The 21,656-nt window shown below is 59.5% G+C and carries 25 protein-coding genes; 15 read left to right on the top strand and 10 right to left on the bottom strand.

The annotated features are described in order from the left end of the window. Positions 1 to 8 precede the first annotated feature (8 nt). On the bottom strand, positions 9 to 476 hold the full coding sequence (locus L904_RS18650; protein ID WP_020811379.1) for an Lrp/AsnC family transcriptional regulator: 468 nt from the start codon (positions 474 to 476) through the stop codon (positions 9 to 11). Positions 477 to 742: 266 nt separating this feature from the next. Here L904_RS18650 and trxB point away from each other — a divergent pair, with 266 nt between their 5' ends. The 4 genes from trxB (at position 743) to L904_RS18670 (ending at position 4,768) form a co-directional block, all read left to right on the top strand. Further along, positions 743 to 1,717, top strand: a complete 975-nt coding sequence (gene trxB, locus L904_RS18655; protein WP_020811380.1) for a thioredoxin-disulfide reductase — start codon at positions 743 to 745, stop codon at positions 1,715 to 1,717. A gap of 24 nt (positions 1,718 to 1,741) precedes the next feature. Next, positions 1,742 to 2,638, top strand: coding sequence for a LysR family transcriptional regulator VtlR (locus tag L904_RS18660; protein ID WP_020011327.1), 897 nt, complete (start codon positions 1,742 to 1,744; stop codon positions 2,636 to 2,638). 599 nt (positions 2,639 to 3,237) lie between these two features. After that, entirely contained in the window at positions 3,238 to 3,528 is a 291-nt protein-coding gene (locus tag L904_RS18665; RefSeq protein ID WP_003522852.1) for a helix-turn-helix transcriptional regulator, read from the top strand. Positions 3,529 to 3,655: 127 nt separating this feature from the next. Next, positions 3,656 to 4,768, top strand: a complete 1,113-nt coding sequence (locus L904_RS18670) for an alkene reductase (protein ID WP_003522853.1) — start codon at positions 3,656 to 3,658, stop codon at positions 4,766 to 4,768. Positions 4,769 to 4,821: 53 nt separating this feature from the next. Here L904_RS18670 and L904_RS18675 read toward each other — a convergent pair whose 3' ends face one another. Beyond that, positions 4,822 to 5,211 carry a DUF6220 domain-containing protein gene (locus tag L904_RS18675; RefSeq protein WP_020811435.1) on the bottom strand — a complete coding sequence of 130 codons (390 nt, stop codon included), beginning with the start codon at positions 5,209 to 5,211 and terminating at the stop codon, positions 4,822 to 4,824. Beyond that, a complete protein-coding gene (locus tag L904_RS18680; RefSeq protein WP_020811436.1) occupies positions 5,211 to 6,248 on the bottom strand; it encodes an NAD-dependent epimerase/dehydratase family protein in 1,038 nt (345 codons plus the stop codon). Before L904_RS18680 ends, L904_RS18675 begins: the two co-directional genes overlap by 1 nt. Positions 6,249 to 6,337: 89 nt before the next feature. On the opposite strand from L904_RS18680, the gene L904_RS18685 reads away from it, so the two are divergent. Next, positions 6,338 to 7,282, top strand: a complete 945-nt coding sequence (locus tag L904_RS18685; RefSeq protein WP_031234110.1) for a LysR family transcriptional regulator — start codon at positions 6,338 to 6,340, stop codon at positions 7,280 to 7,282. Positions 7,283 to 7,391: 109 nt separating this feature from the next. Here the strand turns inward: L904_RS18685 and L904_RS18690 are convergent, their stop codons facing one another. Next, positions 7,392 to 7,658: a DUF2188 domain-containing protein gene (locus tag L904_RS18690; protein WP_003522857.1), complete on the bottom strand. Its 267-nt coding sequence runs from the start codon at positions 7,656 to 7,658 to the stop codon at positions 7,392 to 7,394. Positions 7,659 to 7,852: 194 nt separating this feature from the next. On the opposite strand from L904_RS18690, the gene L904_RS18695 reads away from it, so the two are divergent. Continuing rightward, complete coding sequence (locus L904_RS18695; protein WP_020811437.1) at positions 7,853 to 8,959, top strand: calcium:proton antiporter; 1,107 nt, start codon at positions 7,853 to 7,855, stop codon at positions 8,957 to 8,959. Positions 8,960 to 9,017: 58 nt separating this feature from the next. On the opposite strand, the gene L904_RS18700 is transcribed toward L904_RS18695, so the two are convergent. Then, positions 9,018 to 10,220, bottom strand: a complete 1,203-nt coding sequence (locus L904_RS18700; RefSeq protein WP_035263659.1) for a pyridoxal phosphate-dependent aminotransferase — start codon at positions 10,218 to 10,220, stop codon at positions 9,018 to 9,020. Between the two features lie 211 nt (positions 10,221 to 10,431). On the opposite strand from L904_RS18700, the gene L904_RS18705 reads away from it, so the two are divergent. The 4 genes from L904_RS18705 to L904_RS18720 all read left to right on the top strand — a co-directional run bounded on the left by L904_RS18705 (position 10,432) and on the right by L904_RS18720 (position 13,529). After that, entirely contained in the window at positions 10,432 to 11,358 is a 927-nt protein-coding gene (locus L904_RS18705) for an EAL domain-containing protein (protein ID WP_035263656.1), read from the top strand. 146 nt (positions 11,359 to 11,504) lie between these two features. After that, positions 11,505 to 11,816 (top strand): hypothetical protein, encoded by a 312-nt coding sequence (locus L904_RS18710; protein WP_080629628.1) that lies wholly within the window; start codon positions 11,505 to 11,507, stop codon positions 11,814 to 11,816. A gap of 150 nt (positions 11,817 to 11,966) precedes the next feature. Further along, a complete protein-coding gene (locus L904_RS18715) occupies positions 11,967 to 12,869 on the top strand; it encodes a DMT family transporter (protein WP_035263654.1) in 903 nt (300 codons plus the stop codon). A gap of 444 nt (positions 12,870 to 13,313) precedes the next feature. Next, the gene (locus L904_RS18720; protein WP_003494703.1) at positions 13,314 to 13,529 is read left to right on the top strand and encodes a cold-shock protein; all 216 of its coding nucleotides are present in this window, start codon (positions 13,314 to 13,316) and stop codon (positions 13,527 to 13,529) included. 118 nt (positions 13,530 to 13,647) lie between these two features. Here the strand turns inward: L904_RS18720 and L904_RS18725 are convergent, their stop codons facing one another. Then, complete coding sequence (locus tag L904_RS18725; protein ID WP_020811278.1) at positions 13,648 to 14,292, bottom strand: MBL fold metallo-hydrolase; 645 nt, start codon at positions 14,290 to 14,292, stop codon at positions 13,648 to 13,650. Between the two features lie 231 nt (positions 14,293 to 14,523). Here L904_RS18725 and L904_RS18730 point away from each other — a divergent pair, with 231 nt between their 5' ends. The 4 genes from L904_RS18730 to L904_RS18745 all read left to right on the top strand — a co-directional run bounded on the left by L904_RS18730 (position 14,524) and on the right by L904_RS18745 (position 17,998). Next, a complete protein-coding gene (locus L904_RS18730) occupies positions 14,524 to 15,123 on the top strand; it encodes a DUF1236 domain-containing protein (RefSeq protein ID WP_020811279.1) in 600 nt (199 codons plus the stop codon). 241 nt (positions 15,124 to 15,364) lie between these two features. Further along, positions 15,365 to 15,871: a MarR family winged helix-turn-helix transcriptional regulator gene (locus L904_RS18735; protein WP_031234081.1), complete on the top strand. Its 507-nt coding sequence runs from the start codon at positions 15,365 to 15,367 to the stop codon at positions 15,869 to 15,871. 2 nt (positions 15,872 to 15,873) lie between these two features. Beyond that, positions 15,874 to 16,587 carry a response regulator gene (locus L904_RS18740; RefSeq protein WP_003522866.1) on the top strand — a complete coding sequence of 238 codons (714 nt, stop codon included), beginning with the start codon at positions 15,874 to 15,876 and terminating at the stop codon, positions 16,585 to 16,587. 31 nt (positions 16,588 to 16,618) lie between these two features. Further along, complete coding sequence (locus L904_RS18745) at positions 16,619 to 17,998, top strand: ATP-binding protein (protein ID WP_020811281.1); 1,380 nt, start codon at positions 16,619 to 16,621, stop codon at positions 17,996 to 17,998. A 172-nt stretch (positions 17,999 to 18,170) separates the two neighbouring features. On the opposite strand, the gene L904_RS18750 is transcribed toward L904_RS18745, so the two are convergent. The 4 genes from L904_RS18750 to L904_RS18765 form a co-directional block, all read right to left on the bottom strand. After that, the gene (locus L904_RS18750) at positions 18,171 to 18,512 is read right to left on the bottom strand and encodes a tRNA-binding protein (protein ID WP_020811282.1); all 342 of its coding nucleotides are present in this window, start codon (positions 18,510 to 18,512) and stop codon (positions 18,171 to 18,173) included. Between the two features lie 11 nt (positions 18,513 to 18,523). After that, positions 18,524 to 19,342 carry a pyrroline-5-carboxylate reductase gene (gene proC / locus L904_RS18755; RefSeq protein WP_003522869.1) on the bottom strand — a complete coding sequence of 273 codons (819 nt, stop codon included), beginning with the start codon at positions 19,340 to 19,342 and terminating at the stop codon, positions 18,524 to 18,526. A gap of 1 nt (position 19,343) precedes the next feature. After that, on the bottom strand, positions 19,344 to 19,844 hold the full coding sequence (locus L904_RS18760) for a YbjN domain-containing protein (protein ID WP_003522870.1): 501 nt from the start codon (positions 19,842 to 19,844) through the stop codon (positions 19,344 to 19,346). 427 nt (positions 19,845 to 20,271) lie between these two features. After that, positions 20,272 to 20,535 carry an accessory factor UbiK family protein gene (locus tag L904_RS18765; protein ID WP_003522871.1) on the bottom strand — a complete coding sequence of 88 codons (264 nt, stop codon included), beginning with the start codon at positions 20,533 to 20,535 and terminating at the stop codon, positions 20,272 to 20,274. 308 nt (positions 20,536 to 20,843) lie between these two features. Between L904_RS18765 and lgt the strand changes: the two genes are divergently transcribed. Next, positions 20,844 to 21,656 (top strand): prolipoprotein diacylglyceryl transferase, encoded by an 813-nt coding sequence (gene lgt / locus L904_RS18770; protein WP_031234097.1) that lies wholly within the window; start codon positions 20,844 to 20,846, stop codon positions 21,654 to 21,656.

The following is a 21,656-nucleotide window of genomic DNA, read 5'->3' on the forward strand; positions in this document are numbered from 1 at the left end:
CGGAAGGGTCAGATTTCCACGAGACCGACGCGCTTGACCTGCCGGATGGTGAGCATGGTGCGCACCGTATCGACATTTTCGTCCGCCGTCAGAACCTCGATGACGAAATCCTGGAACTCGGTCAGGTTCTTCGCCACGCAGTGCAGCAGGAAATCGCTTTCGCCCGACACCATCCAGGCCTGACGCACCAGCGACCAGCCGGCGGTTGCCGCGGCAAAAGCCTTCAAATTGCTGTCCGACTGGCGCTTGAGACCAACCATGCAGAAGGCGACGAGATCGAAACCGAGCTTCGGCGCGTTCAACATGGCGTGATAACCCTCGATCACGCCCGCCTCTTCCAGCTTGCGGACGCGCCGGAGGCAGGGCGGCGCGGAAATACCGACCCTTTCGGCCAGTTCCACATTGGTCATACGCCCGTCGCGCTGCAATTCGCGCAGGATTTTCAGATCGATGGCATCGAGTTCGACGCTGGTCACGGAGGAGTACCTCGTTAAGCTGTGGAACTTCCTTGTACTATTCGGCGCGGGATTCGCAACATTATGCCACCGCCCGGTCACAAAATTGCGCGCGCATCCACAACTGCCTTGTTGGTAACGCAAGGCTGCCCTTGAATAAAGACACTAGACAACCTTAAATACCGGGCAACGAAGGGGTTGTGGCCTGTCCGCCGTCGTGCGGCTCCAGGGCCCGGTGCCGAAAGGCGCTGCCAGGGAAAGGCCCCGCTATTGAAAGGAACGCTTCCATGTCTGCCCGCCACACGAAGGTATTGATCATCGGCTCCGGTCCCGCCGGTTATACCGCAGCGATCTACGCGGCCCGCGCAATGCTCAAACCCGTGCTGATCGCCGGCATGGAACAGGGCGGCCAGCTGATGATCACCACCGATGTCGAGAACTATCCGGGCTTTGCCGATCCGATCCAGGGTCCGTGGCTGATGGACCAGATGCTGAAGCAGGCAACGCATGTGGGCGCGGAAATCGTCAGCGACCTCGTCACCGAAGTTGAAACCAATGTACGGCCTTTCGTGGTCAAGACCGATTCCGGTCAGGTCTGGACCGCCGACACGCTGATCATCGCCACCGGCGCCAAAGCCAAGTGGCTCGGCATTGAGAGCGAGCAGCATTTCCAGGGCTTCGGCGTTTCCGCCTGCGCCACCTGCGACGGTTTCTTCTATCGCAACAAGGACGTGATCGTGGTCGGCGGCGGCAACTCCGCCGTGGAAGAAGCGCTGTACCTCGCCCATATCGCCAAGTCGGTCACCGTCGTTCACCGCCGTGATAGCTTCCGCTCGGAAAAAATCCTGCAGGAGCGGCTGTTCGCCAAGGAAAACGTCAAGATTCTCTGGAACACCGAAATCGCTGAAATTACCGGCGCGCCCGCAAAGCCGCCAATGCCGCCTTCCGTTTCCGGCGTAAAGCTGCGTGATACCAAGACCGGTGCGATCAGCGAATTCCCCATCGACGGCGTCTTCGTCGCCATCGGCCATGCGCCGGCGGTCGAGCTGTTCAAGGGCAAGGTGAAGCTGAAAGACAACGGCTACATGTGGACCGCCCCCGATTCCACGGCGACCGACGTGGAAGGCATTTTCGCTGCCGGCGACGTCACCGACGACATCTACCGTCAGGCGATCACCGCCGCCGGCATGGGCTGCATGGCCGCGCTGGAAGCGGAACGTTATCTCACCGCGCATCAACCGCTTGCTGTCGCAGCGGAATAACCGAAAGGCAGGGTAGGCATGGCAATGCCATTGGACTGGGATAAACTGCGCATTTTTCATGCGGCTGCCGAAGCGGGGTCTTTCACCCACGCTGCCGACAAGCTGCATTTGTCCCAGTCGGCCATCAGCCGTCAGGTCAGCGCGCTCGAGCAGGATGTCGGCGTCAAGCTGTTCCATCGCCACGCTCGCGGTCTCATCCTCACCGAACAGGGCGAGTTGCTGTATCGCACCGCCCATGACGTTCTGCTGAAGCTCGAAACCGTCAAGATGCAGCTCACCGAAACGACGGAGAAGCCGAGCGGCAAGCTGCGCGTGACGACGACGGTTGGTCTTGGCCAGGGCTGGCTGACGGACAAGGTGCAGGAATTCCTGCAGCTCTATCCGGAAATGTCGATCCAGCTCATCCTCGACAATGAGGAGCTGGACGTGAACATGCGTCACGCCGATTGCGCCATCCGCCTGCGCCAGCCGCAGCAGTCGGACCTCATTCAGCGCAAGCTGTTCACGGTGCACATGCACGTCTACGCCGCGCCGTCCTATATCAACCGCCATGGTGAGCCGCAGTCGATCGAGGATCTCGACAATCACCGCATCATCTCCTTCGGCGAACCGGCGCCCAACTATCTGCTGGACGTCAACTGGCTGGAGAATGCGGGACGCTCTTCCGACAATACGCGCACGCCGCATCTGCAGATCAACAGCCAGACCTCGATCAAGCGCGCCTGCCTGCTGGGAATCGGTATTGCCTGCTTGCCGGATTATATCGTCGGCCGCGATCCGGGCCTTATCCAGCTATCGCTCGCCGCAGATATTCCGTCCTTCGATACCTATTTCTGCTATCCCGATGAGATGAAAAACGCTGCAAAGTTGAAAGCCTTCCGCGACTTCATCGTCGCAAAGGCGCGGAACTGGAACTTCTGACGTTAAAATAATCGGCGTTCGGTTATAGTCTTTAAATTTCAATAACTTATATGGCGCGACACCCGAGCGGCGCACCTGCGCCGCCCGGGAGCATTGCACATAAAATATACCGGAAATATCGAGGGCTGCGTGGTGCGCATGCCTGACCTGCACAAAAAAGAGTTGTTTCGTGCACAAAAAAGCACCATATCGCTCTCAGCTGATGCACACGGTGGCTTTTCCTCCCAGTTCCACCGCATCAGCTGTTCCCCTCTGGAGGTTTTTGACCTTCACACTTAAAGGGCCCTGGATCCATCCGGCGGCCCTCTTTTTTTACCCGCAAGAATTTTCTCCGAATTGGCGAAATATCGCATGATGCAACCTTGTTTTGCATTATTCCCACACCCATATTTTAGTCAGCTGTCACGCTCGCCCAAGGCACGCGACAGCTGTTCCCCTCTGGAGGTTTTGACCTTCAAACTTATCAGGCCGCGGAGATATCCAGCGGCCTTCTTTTTTGGAAATGCCTGCCCGCCCCCTCGATCCTCACAGAGACGTGACTTGTATATCGTCAATGATCGATATAAATATCGGACATGTCAGATATTGAAGAAGCACCGATGAACCCGGAGGAAATCCTCAAAGCCCTTTCGCACCCCGCAAGGCTGAAATTCCTGGAATGGCTGAAGTCTCCGGAAAGTCACTTCTGCCAGGAGCATCCCCTCAGCATGGGTGTATGCGCCAACCAGTTTCAGATCAGCGGCCTGTCGCAATCCACCGTCTCGTCGCATCTGGCGGTGTTGCAGGCAGCCGGCCTGATAAGGTCGAAAAAGGTCGGGCAATGGGTGTTTTTCGAACGCAACGAGGAAACCATCGACGCCTTCCGCAATTATCTGCAAGCCAATCTCTGAGCCTCCCAAGCTTTGAGCCTCGGGGTGTCGGACCGGAAACCGCAAGGCGGTTTTCATTCCGGCACCCAGACAGAAAGACAGCGCGTCCCCCGCGCAATTTCGCCAACCGACCAGAAAGTGAAGTCGCATGACCAGTCTTTTCGAACCGGCACAGGCCGGCGATATCGCACTCGCCAACCGTATCGTCATGGCTCCCCTCACCCGCAACCGTTCGCCGGGCGCCATTCCCAACAATCTCAACGCTACATATTACGAGCAGCGCGCCACGGCCGGGCTGATCGTCACCGAAGGCACGCCGATTTCCCAGCAGGGTCAGGGTTACGCTGACGTTCCCGGCCTCTACAAGCGGGAAGCGATAGCCGGCTGGAAACAGGTTACCGATGGCGTGCATTCGGCCGGCGGCAAGATCGTCGCACAGATCTGGCATGTGGGCCGCATTTCCCACACCTCGCTGCAGCCGCATGGCGGCCAGCCGGTCGCGCCTTCCGCCATTCCGGCCAAGTCGAAGACCTATATCATCAATGATGACGGCACCGGCGCCTTTGCCGAAACCTCCGAGCCCCGCGCGCTCACCATCGACGATATCGGCCTCATCCTCGAGGATTACCGCAGCGGCGCCCGCGCGGCGCTGGAGGCCGGTTTCGACGGCGTCGAAATCCATGCCGCCAATGGCTACCTGATCGAGCAGTTCCTGAAATCCAGCACCAACCAGCGCACGGATGATTATGGCGGCTCTATCGAAAACCGCGCCCGCTTCCTGCTCGAAGTTGTCGACGCGGTGGCGGAAGAGATCGGCGCAGGCCGTACCGGCATTCGCCTCTCGCCCGTCACGCCCGCCAACGACATTTTCGAGGCCGATCCGCAGCCGCTTTATAATTACGTGGCGGAACAGCTCGGCAAGCGCAATCTCGCCTTCATCCATGTCGTTGAAGGCGCAACCGGCGGCCCGCGCGATTTCAAGCAGGGCGACAAGCCTTTCGATTATGCAGCCTTCAAGGCCGCTTATCGCAATGCCGGCGGCAAGGGCCTTTGGATCGCCAATAATGGCTACGACCGTGAGAGCGCCATCGAGGCGGTTGAAAGCGGCAAAGTCGACGCCGTGGCTTTCGGCAAGGCCTTCATCGCCAATCCGGATCTGGTCCGCCGCCTGAAAAACGACGCGCCGCTCAATGAGCCGAACCAGCCGACCTTCTATGGCGGCGGAGCCGAAGGTTACACCGACTATCCGGCGCTTGCCTGATAAGGGATAAAGCAAAGACGCCGCACTGCCCGAAAGCGGTGCGGCGTTTTCTTTCAGCGCAGGCTTCGCGCCTGCCGCGCGGCAAAATCGGAAAACGCACCCATGACGAAGGCGTTGGGCACATGCAGCGCCTGCAGAAAGCCATTGCCCGTTTCCCGACCGATGCTCATCAAGGCCACCTGAAGACAGTAAAGACCAAGCAGGACCAACGCGCGGGCAAGATTCGGCCGTAGATCGTCATATAGAGAAGCGAGAACCGCCAGCGACAGGATCGGAACAGCGATCAAAAAGCCGAGCCCCTTGTGCAGCGAAAGCAGCGATCCATCGTAATAGATCGACAGCCCGGCCAGCAGCACCTGCGCAAAGATCAGCACCGGCACGCTTGCCGAAATCACGGCAAACACGCGACGGCGGGCCGACATCCCATTCGCAACCGTGGCCATCACACCCTGCCCCCGGCATCGGCCGGATGCGGAAGGCTCGACGGCTGCGGCCTCTGTTCAAGGCAGCCGAGGCTCGCAAGCGTCGTCGCTACCGCGATGTCGATCGGTGTTCTGGGTTCCGTTCCGAGGAAATCCGTCAGCCTGCGATTGCTCATCCGGATCGGCATCTGCCAGAGATATTGCATTTCCAGCACTTCGCGGAACAGGGGAACGAAGGGAGCGGCCAATTTGATGCCCGACCAGGATAGCTGCCGCCTCTTGACCGGACGCCCGACAACCCTCTCGATGGCTTCAACCAGTTGCAGCCCGTCGAAATCCCAAAAACCTTCCATGTGATAGACGGCGAAAGCCGGAAGCTCGCCTGCGCGGTCCAGCAGCCGGCCAATGGTCTCGGCGACATCCGGCAGATAGGCCCATTGATGCCCGGCATAGGGTGCGGCGGGATTCTGGACACTCCGGACCGGCTTTCCGGGCTTCACCAGCATTTGCGAAAACCAGTTGTTTCTCGCGTCCGGCCCAAAGAAATCCCCGGCGCGGACGATCAGCACCGGCACGCCGCGCATCGACGCCATTTTCAGCCGCCGCTCCATCTCCACACGCAATGCGCCCTTGCGGGTAAAAGGCTTTTGCGGGCTGTCTTCCGCCAGAAGCGGAAAGGCGTCCGGGCCGAAATTATAGACGCTGCCCGGAAAGACGATCCTCGCCCCGCAGGCCTCGGCGGCGGCGATGCTATTGTCGAGCATCGGCAGCACCTGGCTTTCCCAGTTGCGATATCCGGGAGGATTGACCGCATGGACGATGAGGCTTGCGCCTTTTGCCGCATCCATCACATCCTGCCGGTTCATGGCATCGCCGGTCACACGTTCGATGCCGTCCGTAGCGCCCGTTGACGTCCGCTGGCGCGTCATCGCCCTTACCCGCCATCCCCGTTGCTGCAGCATTCTGGAGACCTGACTGCCGACACCGCCATTCACCCCCAAAATCAGGGCCAGAGGCCGTTCATTCCGCGCTGTATTTGCGTTGTTTTCATATATCATCGCCGTACTCCTTGTTGTGGGCTGGAGTATCGTCCCGTTCCGCGATATACGAAATTATCGAAATGAGTGGAGCAGCTATACAAAATCTTATGACCAGAAACCGTGACATCAGCTGGGATTTCTATCGCACCTTCCTCAGCGTGCTGAGCGACGGCTCGCTTTCCGCCGCCGCCCGCGAGCTTGGCATCACCCAGCCGACGGCGGGACGTCACATCGGCGCGCTGGAAGAGGCCGTCGGCTTTCCGCTGTTCATCCGCTCGCCGCACGGGTTGATGCCGACGGAAGCAGCGCTTGCGCTCCGCCCCTATGCGGAAAATCTCGCGGCAACCACCGCCGCCCTGATGCGCGCGGCCTCCGGCGAAGTCGGCAAGATCGAAGGCACGGTGCGCATCAGCGCATCCGATATCATCGGCGTGGAAATGCTGCCGCCGATCATCACGGCCATGCAGGAGGTTCACCCACGGCTTGAAATCGAGCTTTCGCTCTCCGATACGCTGGAAGACCTTTTAAGGCGCGAGGCGGATATCGCCATTCGCATGACCGAACCGCAGCAGGATGCGATCGTCATGCGTTATATCGGCAATTTCCGTCTGGGATTTCATGCGACGCGCGACTATCTGGCAAGAGCCGGCACCCCGAAGAGCATGGAAGATCTGAACCATCACCGGATGGTCGGTTTCGACCGCAAGACGCCTTTCATCCGGGCGGCCATCCAGCGGATGCGCTCGCTCGATCCGGAGATACCCGATATTGAGGAAATTTCCTTTGAAATCCGCGCCGACAGCAATCTCGCCCAGCTTGCTATGATCCGCGCCAGTGCAGGCATCGGCGTCTGTCAGATCGGTCTGGCGCGCAAGGACCCCCGGCTCGTTCAGGTTCTTCCGAAAATCGACATCCCGCTCCACACCTGGGTCGCGATGCATGAAAATCTCAAGACCTCGCCGCGATGTCGTGCCGTTTTCAGCGCCCTCGTCGAAGGCCTCAAGGGTCATCTTAAAGAAACCGATCCGGGCGCCCCGCCGAAACGGCGCTAATGCCGATCCCGCATCGATGCCACGCAGGTCGGCATCCGCAATTGCCTGAAAGAGACCGGCGGAATACGCAACGTATTCCCGGCTTTGCTGGAAATCCACGGATCGCTGATCAAAACGGTCTGGCCTGCTGCGTCGTCTTGTCGACCACCTCGGCTTCCGGCCGGTCGCCGCCCTGGCTGTATTCTTCATGCCAGTGGCCGCTCTCATCCTGATAGCTGATTTCCTCGTCATCGCCCCCCACCTGCTGTTCGGCGGCAACGATGCGCGCAGCTTCGACGGCATCCGCATAAGAAGGGAATGTTTCGGAATAAGCGCCGTTCATGCGGTAGGCGAAGCCTCCGTCATGTTCGACAATTTCATATACCACTTTGGTCATGCATGGTCCTCCTGTCTCGGTAGGCGACATGGCAACCACAACCGCGTTTCAAGCATTGCACCCGATGGGACACCGCGGCATGAGCAGCATGTCCTGCAACACCACTATCCTACCAAAAGCATTCAAGCGCAAATCCTGCTTGATCTGGGGGACGATACGTCACAGCCTGAGCCGATCAGGGGGAAGGGAAATCGATGGCGGGTTCTATTCTGAAACAGGAGCGCATGCTGCTGCTGGCGATACCGGCGGCAATCACCGCCTATCTGGCCGAACATGCAATATTCGAAGCCGGAAAAACGGCGGCGCTCATCGCCGCAGTCGCGCTGATCGGGCTCATCGTCCTCGTCTCGATGCGGGTTGCCCATCACGCCGAAATCCTTGCCACCAAGGTCGGCGACCCTTACGGCACCATGATCCTGACGCTGTCGGCCGTTGCGGTGGAAGTGCTGATCCTCGCCATCATCATGAGCGAATCCAGTTCGCCCACTCTGGTGCGGGATACGATCTATTCCGCCGTGATGATCGACATCAACGGCATTCTCGGTCTCGCGGCGCTGCTCGGCGGTCTTCGCCACGGCGAGCAGCCCTATAATGACGATTCCGGCAAGACCTATGGCGTGATGATCCTCACCGCCATGGGTATTTCGATGATCGTGCCGGAATTCATCCCCAATGAAAGCTGGCATGTCTACTCCGCCTTCACCATCGTCGCGATGATCGCGCTTTATGCCCTGTTCCTCAAAATGCAGGTCGGCCCGCACAGCTATTTCTTCAGCTACGCCTATCCCCGCAAGGCGCATCCGGCCGGGCAGGCATCGGACGGCCATGCGGAAGAGGAGGACGAAGGCAGCGTATCGCTCTCCATCGGCCTCATCATCGCCGGCGTGGTGCTGATCGGTGTGCTGGCGGAATTCATGTCGGCCTTCTTAAGCGAAAGCCTCGAGGGCACCAGCGCGCCGCCGGCGCTGATGGCGGTGGTGGTGGCGACGATCTCGGCATCGCCTGAAATCCTCACCGCGCTCCGCTCCGCCTTGCGAAACCGCATGCAGGCCGTGGTCAATATCGCCATGGGTGCATCGCTGTCGACGGTTATCCTGACCGTGCCCGTGATGGAGGGTATCGCGCTTTATACCGGCCAGCCTTTCATCATGGCGATGACGCCGGTTCAGACCGTCATGGTCTTCATCACCCTCATCGCCGCCGCCATCAATCTCAATGACGGCGAGACCAACGCGATTGAAGGAATGACGCATTTCATTCTCTTCGCCACCTTCATCATGCTGCTGTTTCTGGGGCTTTGACCAAAACGAAAAAAGCCCGGCATCGCTGCCGGGCTTCTTCATTTGAGATCGCAACCGATCAGCGGCAATCGGCGCAGAAGCGCTGGATGCGCTTGCAGGCCTCTTCCAGCAGCGCTTCCGACGTGGCGTAGGAAATGCGGAAGTTCGGGCCGAGGCCGAAAGCCGATCCCTGCACGACGGCGACGCCTTCGGCTTCCAGAAGCTCGGAAACGAAATCCGTATCCGTCTCGATGACCTTGCCCGACGGCGCGGTCTTGCCGATCAGGCCAGCGCAGGAAGGATAAACGTAGAATGCGCCTTCCGGAGCCGGGCAGCTGATGCCCTTCGCCTGGTTGAGCATGGAAACGACGAGATCGCGACGGCCTTCGAAGATTTTCTTGTTCGCCGGAATGAAATCCTGCGTGCCGTTCAAGGCTTCGACGGCGGCCCATTGCGCAATCGAGCTTGCGCCCGAGGTCTGCTGGCCCTGGATCATGTCCATGGCCTTGATCAGCGGCAGCGGGCCGGCAGCGTAACCGATACGCCAGCCGGTCATGGCATAGGCCTTGGAGACGCCGTTCATCGTCAGCGTGCGGTCATAGAGCGAAGGCTCGACTTCGACCGGCGTGACGAATTTGAAATCGCCATAGGTCAGGTGCTCATACATGTCGTCCGTCAGCACCCAGACATGCGGATGCTTGACGAGCACGTCGGTCAGCGCCTTCAGCTCGTCATGCGAATAGGCGGCGCCCGACGGGTTGGACGGCGAGTTGAACACGAACCACTTGGTCTTCGGCGTGATCGCCTTTTCCAGCGCTTCCGGCTTCAGCTTGAAATTGTCTTCCAGCGTCGCGTCGACGAAAACCGGCGTACCGCCGCAGATCGCCACCATTTCCGGATAGCTGACCCAGTAAGGTGCCGGAATGACGACTTCATCGCCCGGGTTCAGGGTGGCCATGAAGGCGTTGAAGAGGATCTGCTTGCCGCCCGTGCCGACAATCGTCTGCTCCGGCTTGTAGTCCAGGCCGTTTTCACGCTTGAACTTGTCGGCAATCGCCTTGCGCAGTTCCGGAATACCCGAAACCGGCGTGTATTTCGTTTCGCCGCGCTTGATGGCGTCGATGGCCGCTTCCTTGATATTTTCGGGCGTATCGAAATCCGGCTCGCCGGCGCCAAGGCTGATCACATCGCGGCCCTTCGCTTTCAGCTCACGGGCTTTCTGGGTAACGGCGATGGTGGCGGATGGCTTTACGCGGGAGAGAATGTCGGCAAGGAAGGCCATTTTTAATCGGTCCTATTGGGGTTGACATCAGCAGAGGTTGGAAAACTTGTCATCTGCGGCATTTTCTATGTCGAAATACAGGCCTTCTTTCAAGGTCAAAAGCCGGCTTATGTGCTGCATCGCAGAATTTAAACCTTCCTTAACCCGGAAGTAACGCTTGATACGCTACATTCGCGAGCCTAGAGGTCGTGTCTCTATAGCTGGTTGAAAAATGGCGCTCAAAAGCATCTTTTCCAGTCTTGTCCGCGAGGTCGATGGCACATGGTCCACGGCCTATAGCACCTTCAACCTGAAATCGGCCCTGCAGCCCATTTTCCGCCGCACGGCGAGCGGTATTCTCGACATCGATTCCTTCGAGGGTCTGGTGCGTCCCCATCGCAATGGCGAGCCGGTAACGCCGGGCGAATTCTTCTCGCTGGTCGCGCCGGAAGACATCGAAAATATCGACAGCATCCTGCGCACGATCCACATTCTCAACACCGGCAGGCTCAACCGGTCCCGCGCCCGCATCTTCGTCAACTTCCATCCGGGCCTGTTCCAGACCCCGGCCAAGATGCGCCAGGAAGTGGAGCGCATGCGTCTTGCCGCCCACGAAGCCGGCATGACGGCGGATCGCATCGTCTGCGAAATCTCCGAGAAAAAAGCCTCCGACACGCAGATGGTCGCCGACTTCGCCTACCACATGCACGATATCGGCTTTCGCGTGGCGCTCGATGACTATGGCGCCGGCGATTCCGACATCGACCGGGTGAAGCTCATCAAGCCGGACTATGTGAAATTCGAGGCCGGCTGGGTGCGCGATTTCATGCAGAATTCGGCGGGTGCTGCCCTTTTGCGCGTCATCGTCAGCCAGTTTCGCGCCGATGGCATAGAGCCGGTCTTCGAAGGGCTGGAAGCCGGATGGCAGGTCGATCTGTGCGAGGAACTCGGCGTCCTGTTGATGCAGGGTTACGTGCTGGCAAAGCCCGAACTTGCCCTGACCAGTTTCGACACACGTTTCCCGGAACTCGGCAGCGAATATTTCGCCCCCTCAAGGGCGGAGAGAGGCCCTGCGCCACCGGCATTTTTCCGGGAAGAACGCCCCGCCGATCCGCACCCGCTGCGCCAGACCCGGACCTTCGGAAAACGCGGCCTCTGACGCCAAATCCGGCCAAACGGCTCTCCTGACCGGCTTTGCCACAATATTGCCGCAATAAATGCCGCGGAACGCCAGAATTCGGTCTCCAAGCCGTCCATTTCGAAGCCTCTTTTATCCTTTAAGAACAGGGACAAGAGGCGACAGCCATGTTTACCAACGATCGGACTTCCGTTGAAAGGTTAAGGGCGCAGAGAACGCTGTTTTCCCTCTGGATGGCCGTTGCGGCTTTTCTTGTCATCGTCACCATGGCCGCCGGCATCGCAACCTCAGCCAATGCGGCTGCCCAGGCGGTCGATACGCTGCATACATCCGCCATTCCGCAGGTGGCGGCGACGACGAAAGCGGGTCCCCACATCCTGCTCATCGTCCTTTCGGCCGCGGCCTTCATCGGCCTCGGCATTGGCGGCCTGACGCTCACCCGGCGCAGCCTTAAGGACGAGGCCCGCCGCTACAAATAAGCGGCCCTCCCCTCGACTTGCGGCATCGGCAGCTTGCTGCTAAAGCACCCGGAAACAGTCATCCGCATCGCGGATCGATATTTCAAAAATCCCCTGTTTGCCACGGCCGCGACTGAATGATCTTCCGGCCCTGCCGTGCTGGTGCCAACAATGACACGTATTCAGGCCAATATGCTGCTTCTGCTCGCCGCAGCAATCTGGGGAGGCGGCTTCGTCGCGCAATCCTCCGCCATGGCCTCTATCGGCCCGTTCTGGTTCGTCGGCCTGCGTTTCGCCATCGCCGCCATCGCCGTGCTGCCCTTCGCGCTCATGGAAACACGGTCGCTGAAATCGCCGCCGCGCCGGCGCGAAATCGGCAGCTTCATCCTCGTGGGTCTGGCCCTGTTCGGCGGCGCTACCACCCAGCAGGTCGGGCTCCTGACCACGACCGTCACCAATTCCAGCTTCCTGACCGGGCTTTACGTCATCTTCGTACCCGTGATCGCCGTCGTGCTTTACCGCCGTCACCCCCACTGGATCGTCTGGCCATGCGCGCTGATGATGCTGGGCGGCATATTCCTGCTCTCCGGCGGCGCCTTCGAGGCGCTGACCACCGGCGATATTCTCAGCATCATCTGCGCCTTCTTCTGGGCGATCCAGATCACGCTGGCCGGACGCTTCGTCTCCGAAAGCGGAAGGCCGCTGGCGCTTTCCTGCACCCAGTTCGCCGTTTGCTCCCTTCTTAGTTGCATGATCGGTGTCGTGTTCGAACCGATCAGCATGGCCTCCATCGAGGCGTCGCTGGCGGAAATCCTTTATGTCGGCCTCGTCTCCTCCGGCCTCGCCTTCGTGCTGCAGGTCATCGGCCAGCGTTACACCACCGCCCCGCAGGCCGCAATATTCCTGTCCTCGGAAGCGCTTTTCGGCGCTTTGCTGGCTTCGGTGTTCCTGAAGGAAACCATTTCAAGCGCCGGCTATATCGGCTGCCTGATCATATTCGTCGCGATCCTGATCGTGGAACTGGTGCCGGAATTGACGCGCAAACGGCAGAAATCCATGGCCGGAGCGGCCTGACGCAAAAAGAACTTATTTTTCTCTTTCCGCCATAAATTCAGATAGGGCATTCAAATTTTGCCGTGAAATCCTGCGGCAAACGGCAATTATTTCATCAATTGTCGTTTCTGCGGAAAAAATATGCGATTGCGCGATGTTATTCTACCGCAGGTTTTTTATCTGACAAAAAGCCCGTGAAAACTTTTGCTTGCCAATTTTCGATAAACGCATCACTCTACCGCGGTTCGGGCAATTTGCGAGCATGGGAAGGCCTATAATTTTGCGCACTGGGGACGCTATAAACCTCGGGCGGTGGGACGAAAAACGTTGGATGAGAACGCCATTACTTCCCGCTGCGAAGGTCCATTTTCTCAATAGTCAAAAACTGCCTGCCAACGCCCACGCGGGGCAAAACTGTAATGCTGCCTGTAGCTGAACGCGGGCAGAGCGAAAAGGACCTGATGCATGGCCGAAACTGGCACCGTAAAATTCTTCAATACAGACAAAGGCTTCGGCTTCATCAAGCCAGACAATGGTGGCGCTGATATCTTTGTTCACATCTCTGCCGTACAGGCTTCTGGCCTGTCCGGACTTTCAGAAAATCAGAAAGTGAGCTTCGACACGGAACCGGATCGTCGCGGCAAGGGGCCGAAGGCAGTCAATCTGCAGATTGCTGGCTGACCCTAAAACGGCTTTCTTTTCTAGTTGAAGCCCGGCAGGAATGCCGGGTTTTTTTGTGCGGTCCCGCAGGCCTTAGAGCATTTCCAGGAAAAGCGGAAAAACTCTAATGGGCCGGTACTCAGAGCCCCTTGAGATAGGGGTTGGTGAGCCGTTCCTCGCCCAGCCGTCCACCCGGGCCATGGCCGCAGATGAAACCGACATCGTCACCCAGCGGCAAAAGCTTGTCGCGAATGGACGCCATCAATTGCTCGTGGTTTCCGCCCGGCAGGTCCGTGCGCCCCACCGATCCCGAGAACAGCACGTCGCCGACATGGGCGAAGTTCTGGTCGCGGTTGTAATATATGACGTGGCCGGGCGCATGGCCCGGGCAATGATAGACTTCGAAGACGTGATCCCCGAAGGATACCCTGTCGCCGTCCTTGAGCCATTTGTCAGGTGCGACGTTCCGAAGACCGCTAATGCCGTATTTTTCGGCCTGCGCCTCAACTCTTTCGAGCAGAGGACGGTCGTCCTCATGCGGCCCGATGACCGGCAGCGACAGTTTTTCACGCAGTTCATCGGCACCGCCGGCATGATCGAGATGCCCATGCGTCAGCCAGATTTCCTTCAGCGCGATGCCGTTTTCAGACACGACCTGGAGAATGACGTCCACATCCCCACCGGGATCGACGACGACGCCCTCCTTGGTATCCTGATCGAACAGGATGGTGCAATTCTGCTCGAATGGCGTGACCGGAATAATGCCCGCCTGCAATTTTCCCATATCCTGTGTCTCCTGTCTGAAAGCTCCTGCCTCCTATAGCCCGCGACCGGTGGCGGCACAATGGCGGCGGAAAAGACCCCGACTTCCGGCGACTGAAGCAGTCTAAAAATCGAATTAGAAACAGTTAGATAGCAATAAATCTTCGGCGGATGGCGGGAATTGCCGGCAAAAAATGTGGAACGCCCCGATGGTTGCGACGTTCTAGCTCCAGTCTTGAAAGGAGTGAGACACATGGACAAGACGCTTAAAATGCTCATGGCTGGCGGCGCCTTCGCCTTGATGGCCGGTTTCGCGAACGCCGCCATGGTCGCCACCACCGCATCGGATATTTCCGTTCGCTCAGGCCCCGGTGAAGACTATCCCGAAGTGGGACTGGCCACCCGCGGCAGCAATGCGGTTCTGGATGGCTGCATGGAAGGCAGCAGCTGGTGCCGGATCGAAGTCAACGGCCTGCGCGGCTGGGCCCATGCCGATTATCTGAATGTCATGTATGAGGGCTCGCCGGTCATTCTCGAACAGCGCCGCTCGGAACTCAGCGTGCCGGTCGTGACCTATGAAACGACCTCAAGCGTGCAGGCAGAACCCAATCCCGGCGATCCGAACCTCGGCCGCGTCGGCGAAGTCGATCCGCCGCAATCGGTGATGACCTATATTGACGAACATCCCGCAGACACCGTCACCTATGACGGCGACATAGCCGTCGGTACTGTGCTGCCGTCGGATACGCGTCTCGTTAAAATTCCGGACTATCAATATCGTTATGTCCAGGTGAACGACGTGCCGGTTCTGGTCGAACCTTCGACGCGACGGATCGTTTACGTCTATCAGTAAACGCACGGCGGACATCAAGAGACGGATGAAGAGCGCGGAGTTTCCGCGCTCTTTTCTATTTCCGGTAAAGGTCACTCAGGATTCCAGTTGCACCCGCACCCGCGCCATATTATCCACCGCAACAGAAAATGATCGCGGCATTCTCCCGAGCGGACGCATTTTCGGCTATGTTTACAGAATATTGGCGCATCGACGCCTGTCAGCCTATGATCAGACAGCCGCAGAATATGAAGGAACCGCAGTGCCACCGCAATCGCTCAAAACCGCAGCCGCCAGGCAGACACCGGCACTCCCAAAGGTTGACGACGGCAAGATCGACTTCGACACGATCGAGGCGCTGTTTTTCGCCTATCGCGATTTCGTCTCCGATCCCGATGTCATTCTGTCGAAACTGGAATACGGACGAGCGCATCACCGAGTGGTCTATTTCGTCAGCCGGCAGCCGGGTATGACGGTAGCGGATCTGCTCGATACGCTGCAGATTACCAAGCAGAGCCTTGCCCGTGTGCTGAAGCAATTGATCGACGACGGTTACATCCGCCAGATGGCGGGCCCGGAAGATCGCCGCCAGCGCAGGCTTTACCCCACGCTGACGGGCCGTGAACTGGCGCTGGCGCTGAGCGAGCCGCAATCGCGCCGCATCGACCGCGCGCTGGAAGGTCTCGGGCCGGACGCCCGCGCCTGCGTGCGCAAGTTCCTGGCGCAGATGCGCAGCCCGACGACGACCACCACCGTGGAGGACGAGTGACAATGGCGACAGCACCGACAAAACGTCCACCGGCGGATGACGATGCAGCCCACCTACTGATCGTCGACGACGATGCCCGCATCCGCGATCTCCTGCAGCGCTTTCTGGGCGACAAGGGCTATCGCATCTCCGTGGCGGCCGATGCCGCCGAAGCCCGGCGTAAAATGGTGGGCATCCGTTTCGACCTGCTCATCCTCGACGTGATGATGCCGGGCGAAAACGGGCTTTCGCTGACCCGCTCGCTGAACGAGGACAAATCCGTGCCGGTCATCCTTCTGACCGCCCGCTCGGAAGCGGATTCGCGCATCGCCGGGCTGGAAGCCGGTGCGGACGATTATCTCGCCAAACCCTTCGACCCGCGCGAGCTCGTCCTGCGCATCAACAATATCCTGCGACGCAATACCTCGCCCGATACGCCCAAGATCGAACAGATCATGTTCGGCCCCTACAGCTTCTCCATCCCCAAAAAGGAATTGCGGCGCGGCCCCGAAACGATCCGCCTGACGGATCGCGAGCAGGAGATCATGCTGCTTTTTGCGCTGCGCGCCGGCGATACCATTCCCCGCCACGAGCTGGTGGAAGCGGAATCGGAAGTGGGCGAAAGAACCATCGACGTGCAGATCAACCGTCTTCGCCGCAAGATCGAGGACGACCCTGCCAATCCTGTCTATCTGCAAACGGTGCGCGGCATCGGTTACCGCCTGAGCGTGGACTGACGAGCACCCAACGAAGGGCGAACGCACGGCCATGGCGAGCCTCGATTTTCTCAGCACGGTCAGAAACAGCGGCGCGGCCAAAGCATGGCGCACGTCGGGCAGATGGCTGCGCCACTGGCTGCCAACCGGCCTCTACACCCGTTCACTGCTCATCATCATCCTGCCGATGATCCTGCTTCAGGGCGTGGTCGCGGCCGTCTTCATGGAACGCCACTGGCAGCTCGTGACGGAACGCCTCTCCGCCGCCGTAACGCGCGATATCGCCGCGATCATCGAGCTGCTGCAGACGGACCCGGAGGAAGACGACTATCAGCGCGTCATCCGCATCGCCCGCGACAAGCTGGATCTCAGCGTCTATATCGAACCGAAGACCGACCTGCCGGCCCCGAGACCGGAGCCGCTGTTTTCGATCCTCGACAGGATCCTCGCGGATCAGCTGACGCAGCAGATCGGCAGGCCGTTCTGGATCGATACCTATGGCAACGGCTCGCTGGTGGAAATCCGCATCCAGCTCGAAGACAAGACCCTGCGCGTCTTCACCCGCCGCAGTTCGGCCTATGCCTCCAACACCCATATCTTCCTTGTCTGGATGGTCGGGGCATCGCTGGTGTTGATCGCCATCTCCATCCTCTTCCTGCGCGGGCAGATCAAACCCATCGAAGCGCTCGCCAAGGCGGCGGAAAACTTCGGCAAGGGCCAGAAGATCAGCGGCTATTCCCCCCGCGGCGCAGACGAGGTGCGGCGCGCCGGCCTCGCCTTCATCCTGATGCGCGAGCGTATCGAGCGGCAGATGGAGCAGCGCACCGCCATGCTGAACGGCGTCAGCCACGACCTGCGCACCATCCTCACCCGCTTCAAGCTGCAACTGGCACTCGCAGGGGACAATCCCGACCTCGAGGGGCTCGACAAGGATGTCGAGGACATGCAGTCGATGCTGGAAGCCTATCTGACCTTTGCCCGTACCGATGTCGAAGAGGACGTCGGCACGCTGGAGCTTCCGGCCCTTCTCGAAAAAATCGGCCATGATTTCGAGCTGCACGGCAAAAAATTCAGCTACGAGCTTTATAATATCGAGCGGATCATCGCGCGGCCGAATGCGCTGTCCCGGCTCGTCGCCAATCTGGCCGAAAATGCACGGCGCTACGCCGGCAATCTCCACATCGATATCCGCAAGGCGCCGCGTTCCATCATCATGACCTTTGACGATGACGGGCCGGGCATTCCGGAAAACTCACGCGAGGATGTGTTCAAGCCGTTCTTCCGGCTGGACGAAGCGCGCAACCTCAATGCTTCGGGCACCGGCCTTGGCCTTTCCATCGTCCGCGATATCGCCCGCAGCCACGGCGGCGACGTAACGCTCGATGAAAGCCCGATGGGCGGATTGCGGGTAATCGTAAAAATTCCGGCTTAGAGTTTTTTCGCTTTTCTTCGAATCGCGAAAACACTCTAACTCCTTGTTTCGGCACATTTCCGGACGGAAAACCGGGCTCCACTTTTCCTGGAAATGCTCTAGAGCACCGGAGCCAAAAGTGTGACCCGGACTTGCCGTTTCCGTCACTCCGGCACTGAGCCGTCGTGTTCCATCAGCACATTTTCTCGCCGTTCGGCACCGGCCGCTCGACGCCGGCAAGCACGATATCGCCATTGGCATCGGCAAAACCGAGCGTCAGGACCTCGGACCGGAAAGGGCCGATCTGGCGCGGCGGAAAATTCACCACGCCCAGAACCTGCCGGCCGACAAGGCTTTCCAGCGTATAATGCACCGTGATCTGCGCCGAGGATTTCTTGACGCCGATCTCCGGTCCGAAATCGATCTTCACCTTGAAGGCAGGCTTGCGCGCCTCGGGAAAAGGCTCGGCCTCAATGATGGTGCCGACACGGATATCGACCTTCTCGAAATCGGCATAGGAAATTTCACCGCTCATGGCCCGCCCCTTCAGCCCGCCAGCTCTTCGGCGCGCGTTTTTGCGGCAGCGACCGCCCTGTCGAACAGGGGCTGCATGCCGTCTTCGGCCATCAAAACGGACAGCGCCGCAGCCGTGGTGCCGCCCGGCGAGGTCACATTCTGGCGCAGGCGCGCCGCCTCGTCGGAGGACTGATGCAGCAGCTCGCCGGCGCCGGCCACGGTTTCGCGCGCCAGACGCATGGCCACATCCGCCGGCAGACCGGCCTTGCGGCCGGCTTCGGCCATGCATTCCACCAGATAGAAGACATAGGCCGGGCCGCTTCCCGAAACCGCGGTCACCGCGTCGATATCGCTTTCGGCATCCACCCATTCGACAGGACCGCTGACTTTCAGCAGCCCGTCCACCACCGTTTTAAGCTCCGGCGTCACCAGCTCGTTGGCATAGGCCCCCGTGACGCCACGGCCGACCATGGCCGGTGTGTTGGGCATGGCTCGCACCGCGGCAACCTTGCCGAAATGCGAAACGAACGTGCCGATGGTGGTGCCCGCCGCAATCGAAACGACGACCGTATGCGGGCCCAGCAGGGGTTTCAGTGAGGGCAGCACGGCTTCCATCATCTGCGGCTTCACCGCCACGAAAAGAATACCGGCCTTCACGCCCTCGGGCACGCTTTCGCTATGGGCAGCTCCGGCTTCCGCAATCGTCGTCCGCATGGCGTCGGAAGGGCGCGGATCGATGACGATGACCTGCGATCCCGGCACGCCCTTTTTCAGCCAGCCTGAAAGCAGAGCGCCGCCCATGTTGCCGGCGCCCACCAGGACGAGCGGCCCGGAAGCCTTATACACCATCTTACGCTTCTCCGACGGTCTCGAACATGACCGCTTCGATTGCACTTTTCGCATCCAGCCCCGACCAGACGACGAACTGGAATGCCTGATAATATTGTTCGCAGGCCTCCAGAGCGCTGGAAAGCAGCACTTCCACCTGCTGGTTGTTCGGTTCGGCGCCGCCGGCCAGAAGCAGGGACTGGCGGAAGATCACCACATCCTCCTGCCGCCACAGATCGAAATGCCCCATCAGCACCTGACCGTTGACCTGAGAGAGCAGACGAATGACTTCGTTGACGCGCTGATCCGGCACCTTGATGTCGAAGGCGCAGGCAAGATGCAGCGCCTCGAATTCTTCCATCCATGAAAAGGAGACGTGATAGTCGGCCCAGTGACCGGCGACAGTCATGGCGATCTCATCTTCGCCTGAACGTTCGAACGACCAATCGTTCGAGGCGGCGACGATCTCGATCATGTCCACGGGATTGGACTGACGCTCAATTTCAAATTCTATCAGACTCATGCGGCACCTTCTCAGCCGGTAGGAATGTCCTGTTTTGAACGCCGGGCACAAAACGCACATACAAACCGGGATAAACATTTGAGACGATTGCCCGACACCACCAGAATTACGCATTCACCCTGTCTGGAGCTTACCAGGTCTTTTCGAATCATCATTTAAAATCAGTGTATAATGGCCGAGTCCTGCTGCCACCCCTTCCCCGCCATTTTTGCTTTTTGAACAGTGGATATCTCCTCCCCCATCACCTCAGGCGAGATACATAAGCGACTCTGCCGATTGCGTTTTTTGGAAGTGTCCACAGGCCCCAAAAAATTCGTGCCGGAGAGACGTTTTTAACAACCGGGAGTCATTTCGGGCGGAATGGGCCGAAAACAAAAAGTCCCGGAATCGCAAGCGATCCGGGACCTGTCAGAAAAAGCGTTAAAAATCAGTCTTTGGCGGCGGAAAGCTTCGCTTCCAGAGCCTCGATGCGGGCACGCAGCGCGTCGTTTTCATCACGCGCCTGAATGGCCATTTCGCGAACGGCATCGAATTCCTCGCGCCGGACGACGTCCAGACTGTTCAGCCAGCGATCCGCCTGCGCGTGAAAAGCGGCTTCGGCTTCCTTGCGCACACCCTGCGCCGCGCCGGCCGCATCGGTCATCAGCTTGGCGAATTCATCCAGAAAACGGTTGGTGCCTGTCGTGCTCATGGCGCTCATCCTTCGTCGGTTCAGGGGCATCGTCTTGCCCGCTGTTGCTAGCCTTCAGGTAGGCACTCCATCGCCGCCTTGCAAGCGAAATCGAAAAATCGCAAGAGCTTGCATGGCCTACGGTATCTTGAACCGGAGCTTGAAGAATCACCTTGACCGCCGCCACCGCAATCGCCATTTTCCTTGGCGTCAGGGAGACCGGTGAGCATCATCGCCCGGCCCCTTGAGGCAATGGCTCGTTCCGTTGTCCGCCCCGCAACGATGACGGAATATACGGATTGTTAGCCGCCCCCACCCAACTCGCCATCATGCCCTTCCCCAATATCGATCCGGTGGCGCTGTCCCTTGGCCCGCTCTCGATCCACTGGTACGGCATCGCCTATGTCGCGGGCATCATGCTCGGCTGGTTCTATGCCCGCCGCCTCGCCCGCACGGATCGCCTGTGGCCGAACGAGACGTCGCCGATCTCGGCGCAGCATCTTGACGATTTCATCCTCTGGGCAGCCGGCGGCATCGTGCTCGGCGGGCGCATCGGCTACATCCTGTTTTACGATCTCACCGCGGTTGCCGCCAATCCCATCAGGGCAATCGAGATATGGAATGGCGGCATGTCGTTCCATGGTGGCCTGATCGGCACCACCATCGCCATGATCCTTTTCGCCCGCAAGAACGGCATTCCGGTCTGGAGCATGTTCGACATCGTCGCGGCCGTAGCACCCATCGGCCTGCTGTTCGGGCGCATCGCCAATTTCATCAATGGCGAATTGTGGGGGCGCATCGCCGACGTGCCATGGGCGGTCGTGTTCCCGACCGGCGGCCCCTTCGCGCGGCACCCGAGCCAGCTTTATGAAGCGGGTCTCGAAGGCCTCGTGCTCGTCATCGTTCTGGCAATCGCCATCTATGCCTTCAGGGCGCTGAAGACACCCGGCGTCGTCACCGGCATCTTCGTCTGCGGTTACGCGCTGTCGCGCATCTTCGTGGAATTCTTCCGCGAGCCGGACGCGCAGATCGGTTATCTCGCCGGCAACTGGCTGACCATGGGCATGGTGCTCTCCACGCCCATGTTCGCTCTCGGCCTCTGGGCGGTTCTGCGGGCGCGCAGCGCGGCAAAAAGCGCCTGA

The sequence above is a fragment of the Agrobacterium sp. LY4 genome (assembly GCF_001526585.1).
In the GTDB taxonomy this organism is placed as follows: Bacteria; Pseudomonadota; Alphaproteobacteria; order Rhizobiales; family Rhizobiaceae; genus Agrobacterium; species Agrobacterium leguminum.

Excerpts from the sequence above, each read along its gene's own strand:
- trxB (WP_020811380.1), top strand. The coding sequence starts at position 743 with ATGTCTGCCCGCCACACGAAGGTATTGATCATCGGCTCCGGTCCCGCC.
- L904_RS18660 (WP_020011327.1), top strand. The coding sequence starts at position 1,742 with ATGCCATTGGACTGGGATAAACTGCGCATTTTTCATGCGGCTGCCGAA.
- L904_RS18665 (WP_003522852.1), top strand. The coding sequence starts at position 3,238 with ATGAACCCGGAGGAAATCCTCAAAGCCCTTTCGCACCCCGCAAGGCTG.
- L904_RS18670 (WP_003522853.1), top strand. The coding sequence starts at position 3,656 with ATGACCAGTCTTTTCGAACCGGCACAGGCCGGCGATATCGCACTCGCC.
- L904_RS18675 (WP_020811435.1), bottom strand. The coding sequence starts at position 5,211 with ATGGCCACGGTTGCGAATGGGATGTCGGCCCGCCGTCGCGTGTTTGCC.
- L904_RS18680 (WP_020811436.1), bottom strand. The coding sequence starts at position 6,248 with ATGATATATGAAAACAACGCAAATACAGCGCGGAATGAACGGCCTCTG.
- L904_RS18685 (WP_031234110.1), top strand. The coding sequence starts at position 6,338 with ATGACCAGAAACCGTGACATCAGCTGGGATTTCTATCGCACCTTCCTC.
- L904_RS18690 (WP_003522857.1), bottom strand. The coding sequence starts at position 7,658 with ATGACCAAAGTGGTATATGAAATTGTCGAACATGACGGAGGCTTCGCC.
- L904_RS18695 (WP_020811437.1), top strand. The coding sequence starts at position 7,853 with ATGGCGGGTTCTATTCTGAAACAGGAGCGCATGCTGCTGCTGGCGATA.
- L904_RS18700 (WP_035263659.1), bottom strand. The coding sequence starts at position 10,220 with ATGGCCTTCCTTGCCGACATTCTCTCCCGCGTAAAGCCATCCGCCACC.
- L904_RS18705 (WP_035263656.1), top strand. The coding sequence starts at position 10,432 with ATGGCGCTCAAAAGCATCTTTTCCAGTCTTGTCCGCGAGGTCGATGGC.
- L904_RS18710 (WP_080629628.1), top strand. The coding sequence starts at position 11,505 with ATGTTTACCAACGATCGGACTTCCGTTGAAAGGTTAAGGGCGCAGAGA.
- L904_RS18715 (WP_035263654.1), top strand. The coding sequence starts at position 11,967 with ATGACACGTATTCAGGCCAATATGCTGCTTCTGCTCGCCGCAGCAATC.
- L904_RS18720 (WP_003494703.1), top strand. The coding sequence starts at position 13,314 with ATGGCCGAAACTGGCACCGTAAAATTCTTCAATACAGACAAAGGCTTC.
- L904_RS18725 (WP_020811278.1), bottom strand. The coding sequence starts at position 14,292 with ATGGGAAAATTGCAGGCGGGCATTATTCCGGTCACGCCATTCGAGCAG.
- L904_RS18730 (WP_020811279.1), top strand. The coding sequence starts at position 14,524 with ATGGACAAGACGCTTAAAATGCTCATGGCTGGCGGCGCCTTCGCCTTG.
- L904_RS18740 (WP_003522866.1), top strand. The coding sequence starts at position 15,874 with ATGGCGACAGCACCGACAAAACGTCCACCGGCGGATGACGATGCAGCC.
- L904_RS18745 (WP_020811281.1), top strand. The coding sequence starts at position 16,619 with ATGGCGAGCCTCGATTTTCTCAGCACGGTCAGAAACAGCGGCGCGGCC.
- L904_RS18750 (WP_020811282.1), bottom strand. The coding sequence starts at position 18,512 with ATGAGCGGTGAAATTTCCTATGCCGATTTCGAGAAGGTCGATATCCGT.
- proC (WP_003522869.1), bottom strand. The coding sequence starts at position 19,342 with ATGGTGTATAAGGCTTCCGGGCCGCTCGTCCTGGTGGGCGCCGGCAAC.
- L904_RS18760 (WP_003522870.1), bottom strand. The coding sequence starts at position 19,844 with ATGAGTCTGATAGAATTTGAAATTGAGCGTCAGTCCAATCCCGTGGAC.
- L904_RS18765 (WP_003522871.1), bottom strand. The coding sequence starts at position 20,535 with ATGAGCACGACAGGCACCAACCGTTTTCTGGATGAATTCGCCAAGCTG.
- lgt (WP_031234097.1), top strand. The coding sequence starts at position 20,844 with ATGCCCTTCCCCAATATCGATCCGGTGGCGCTGTCCCTTGGCCCGCTC.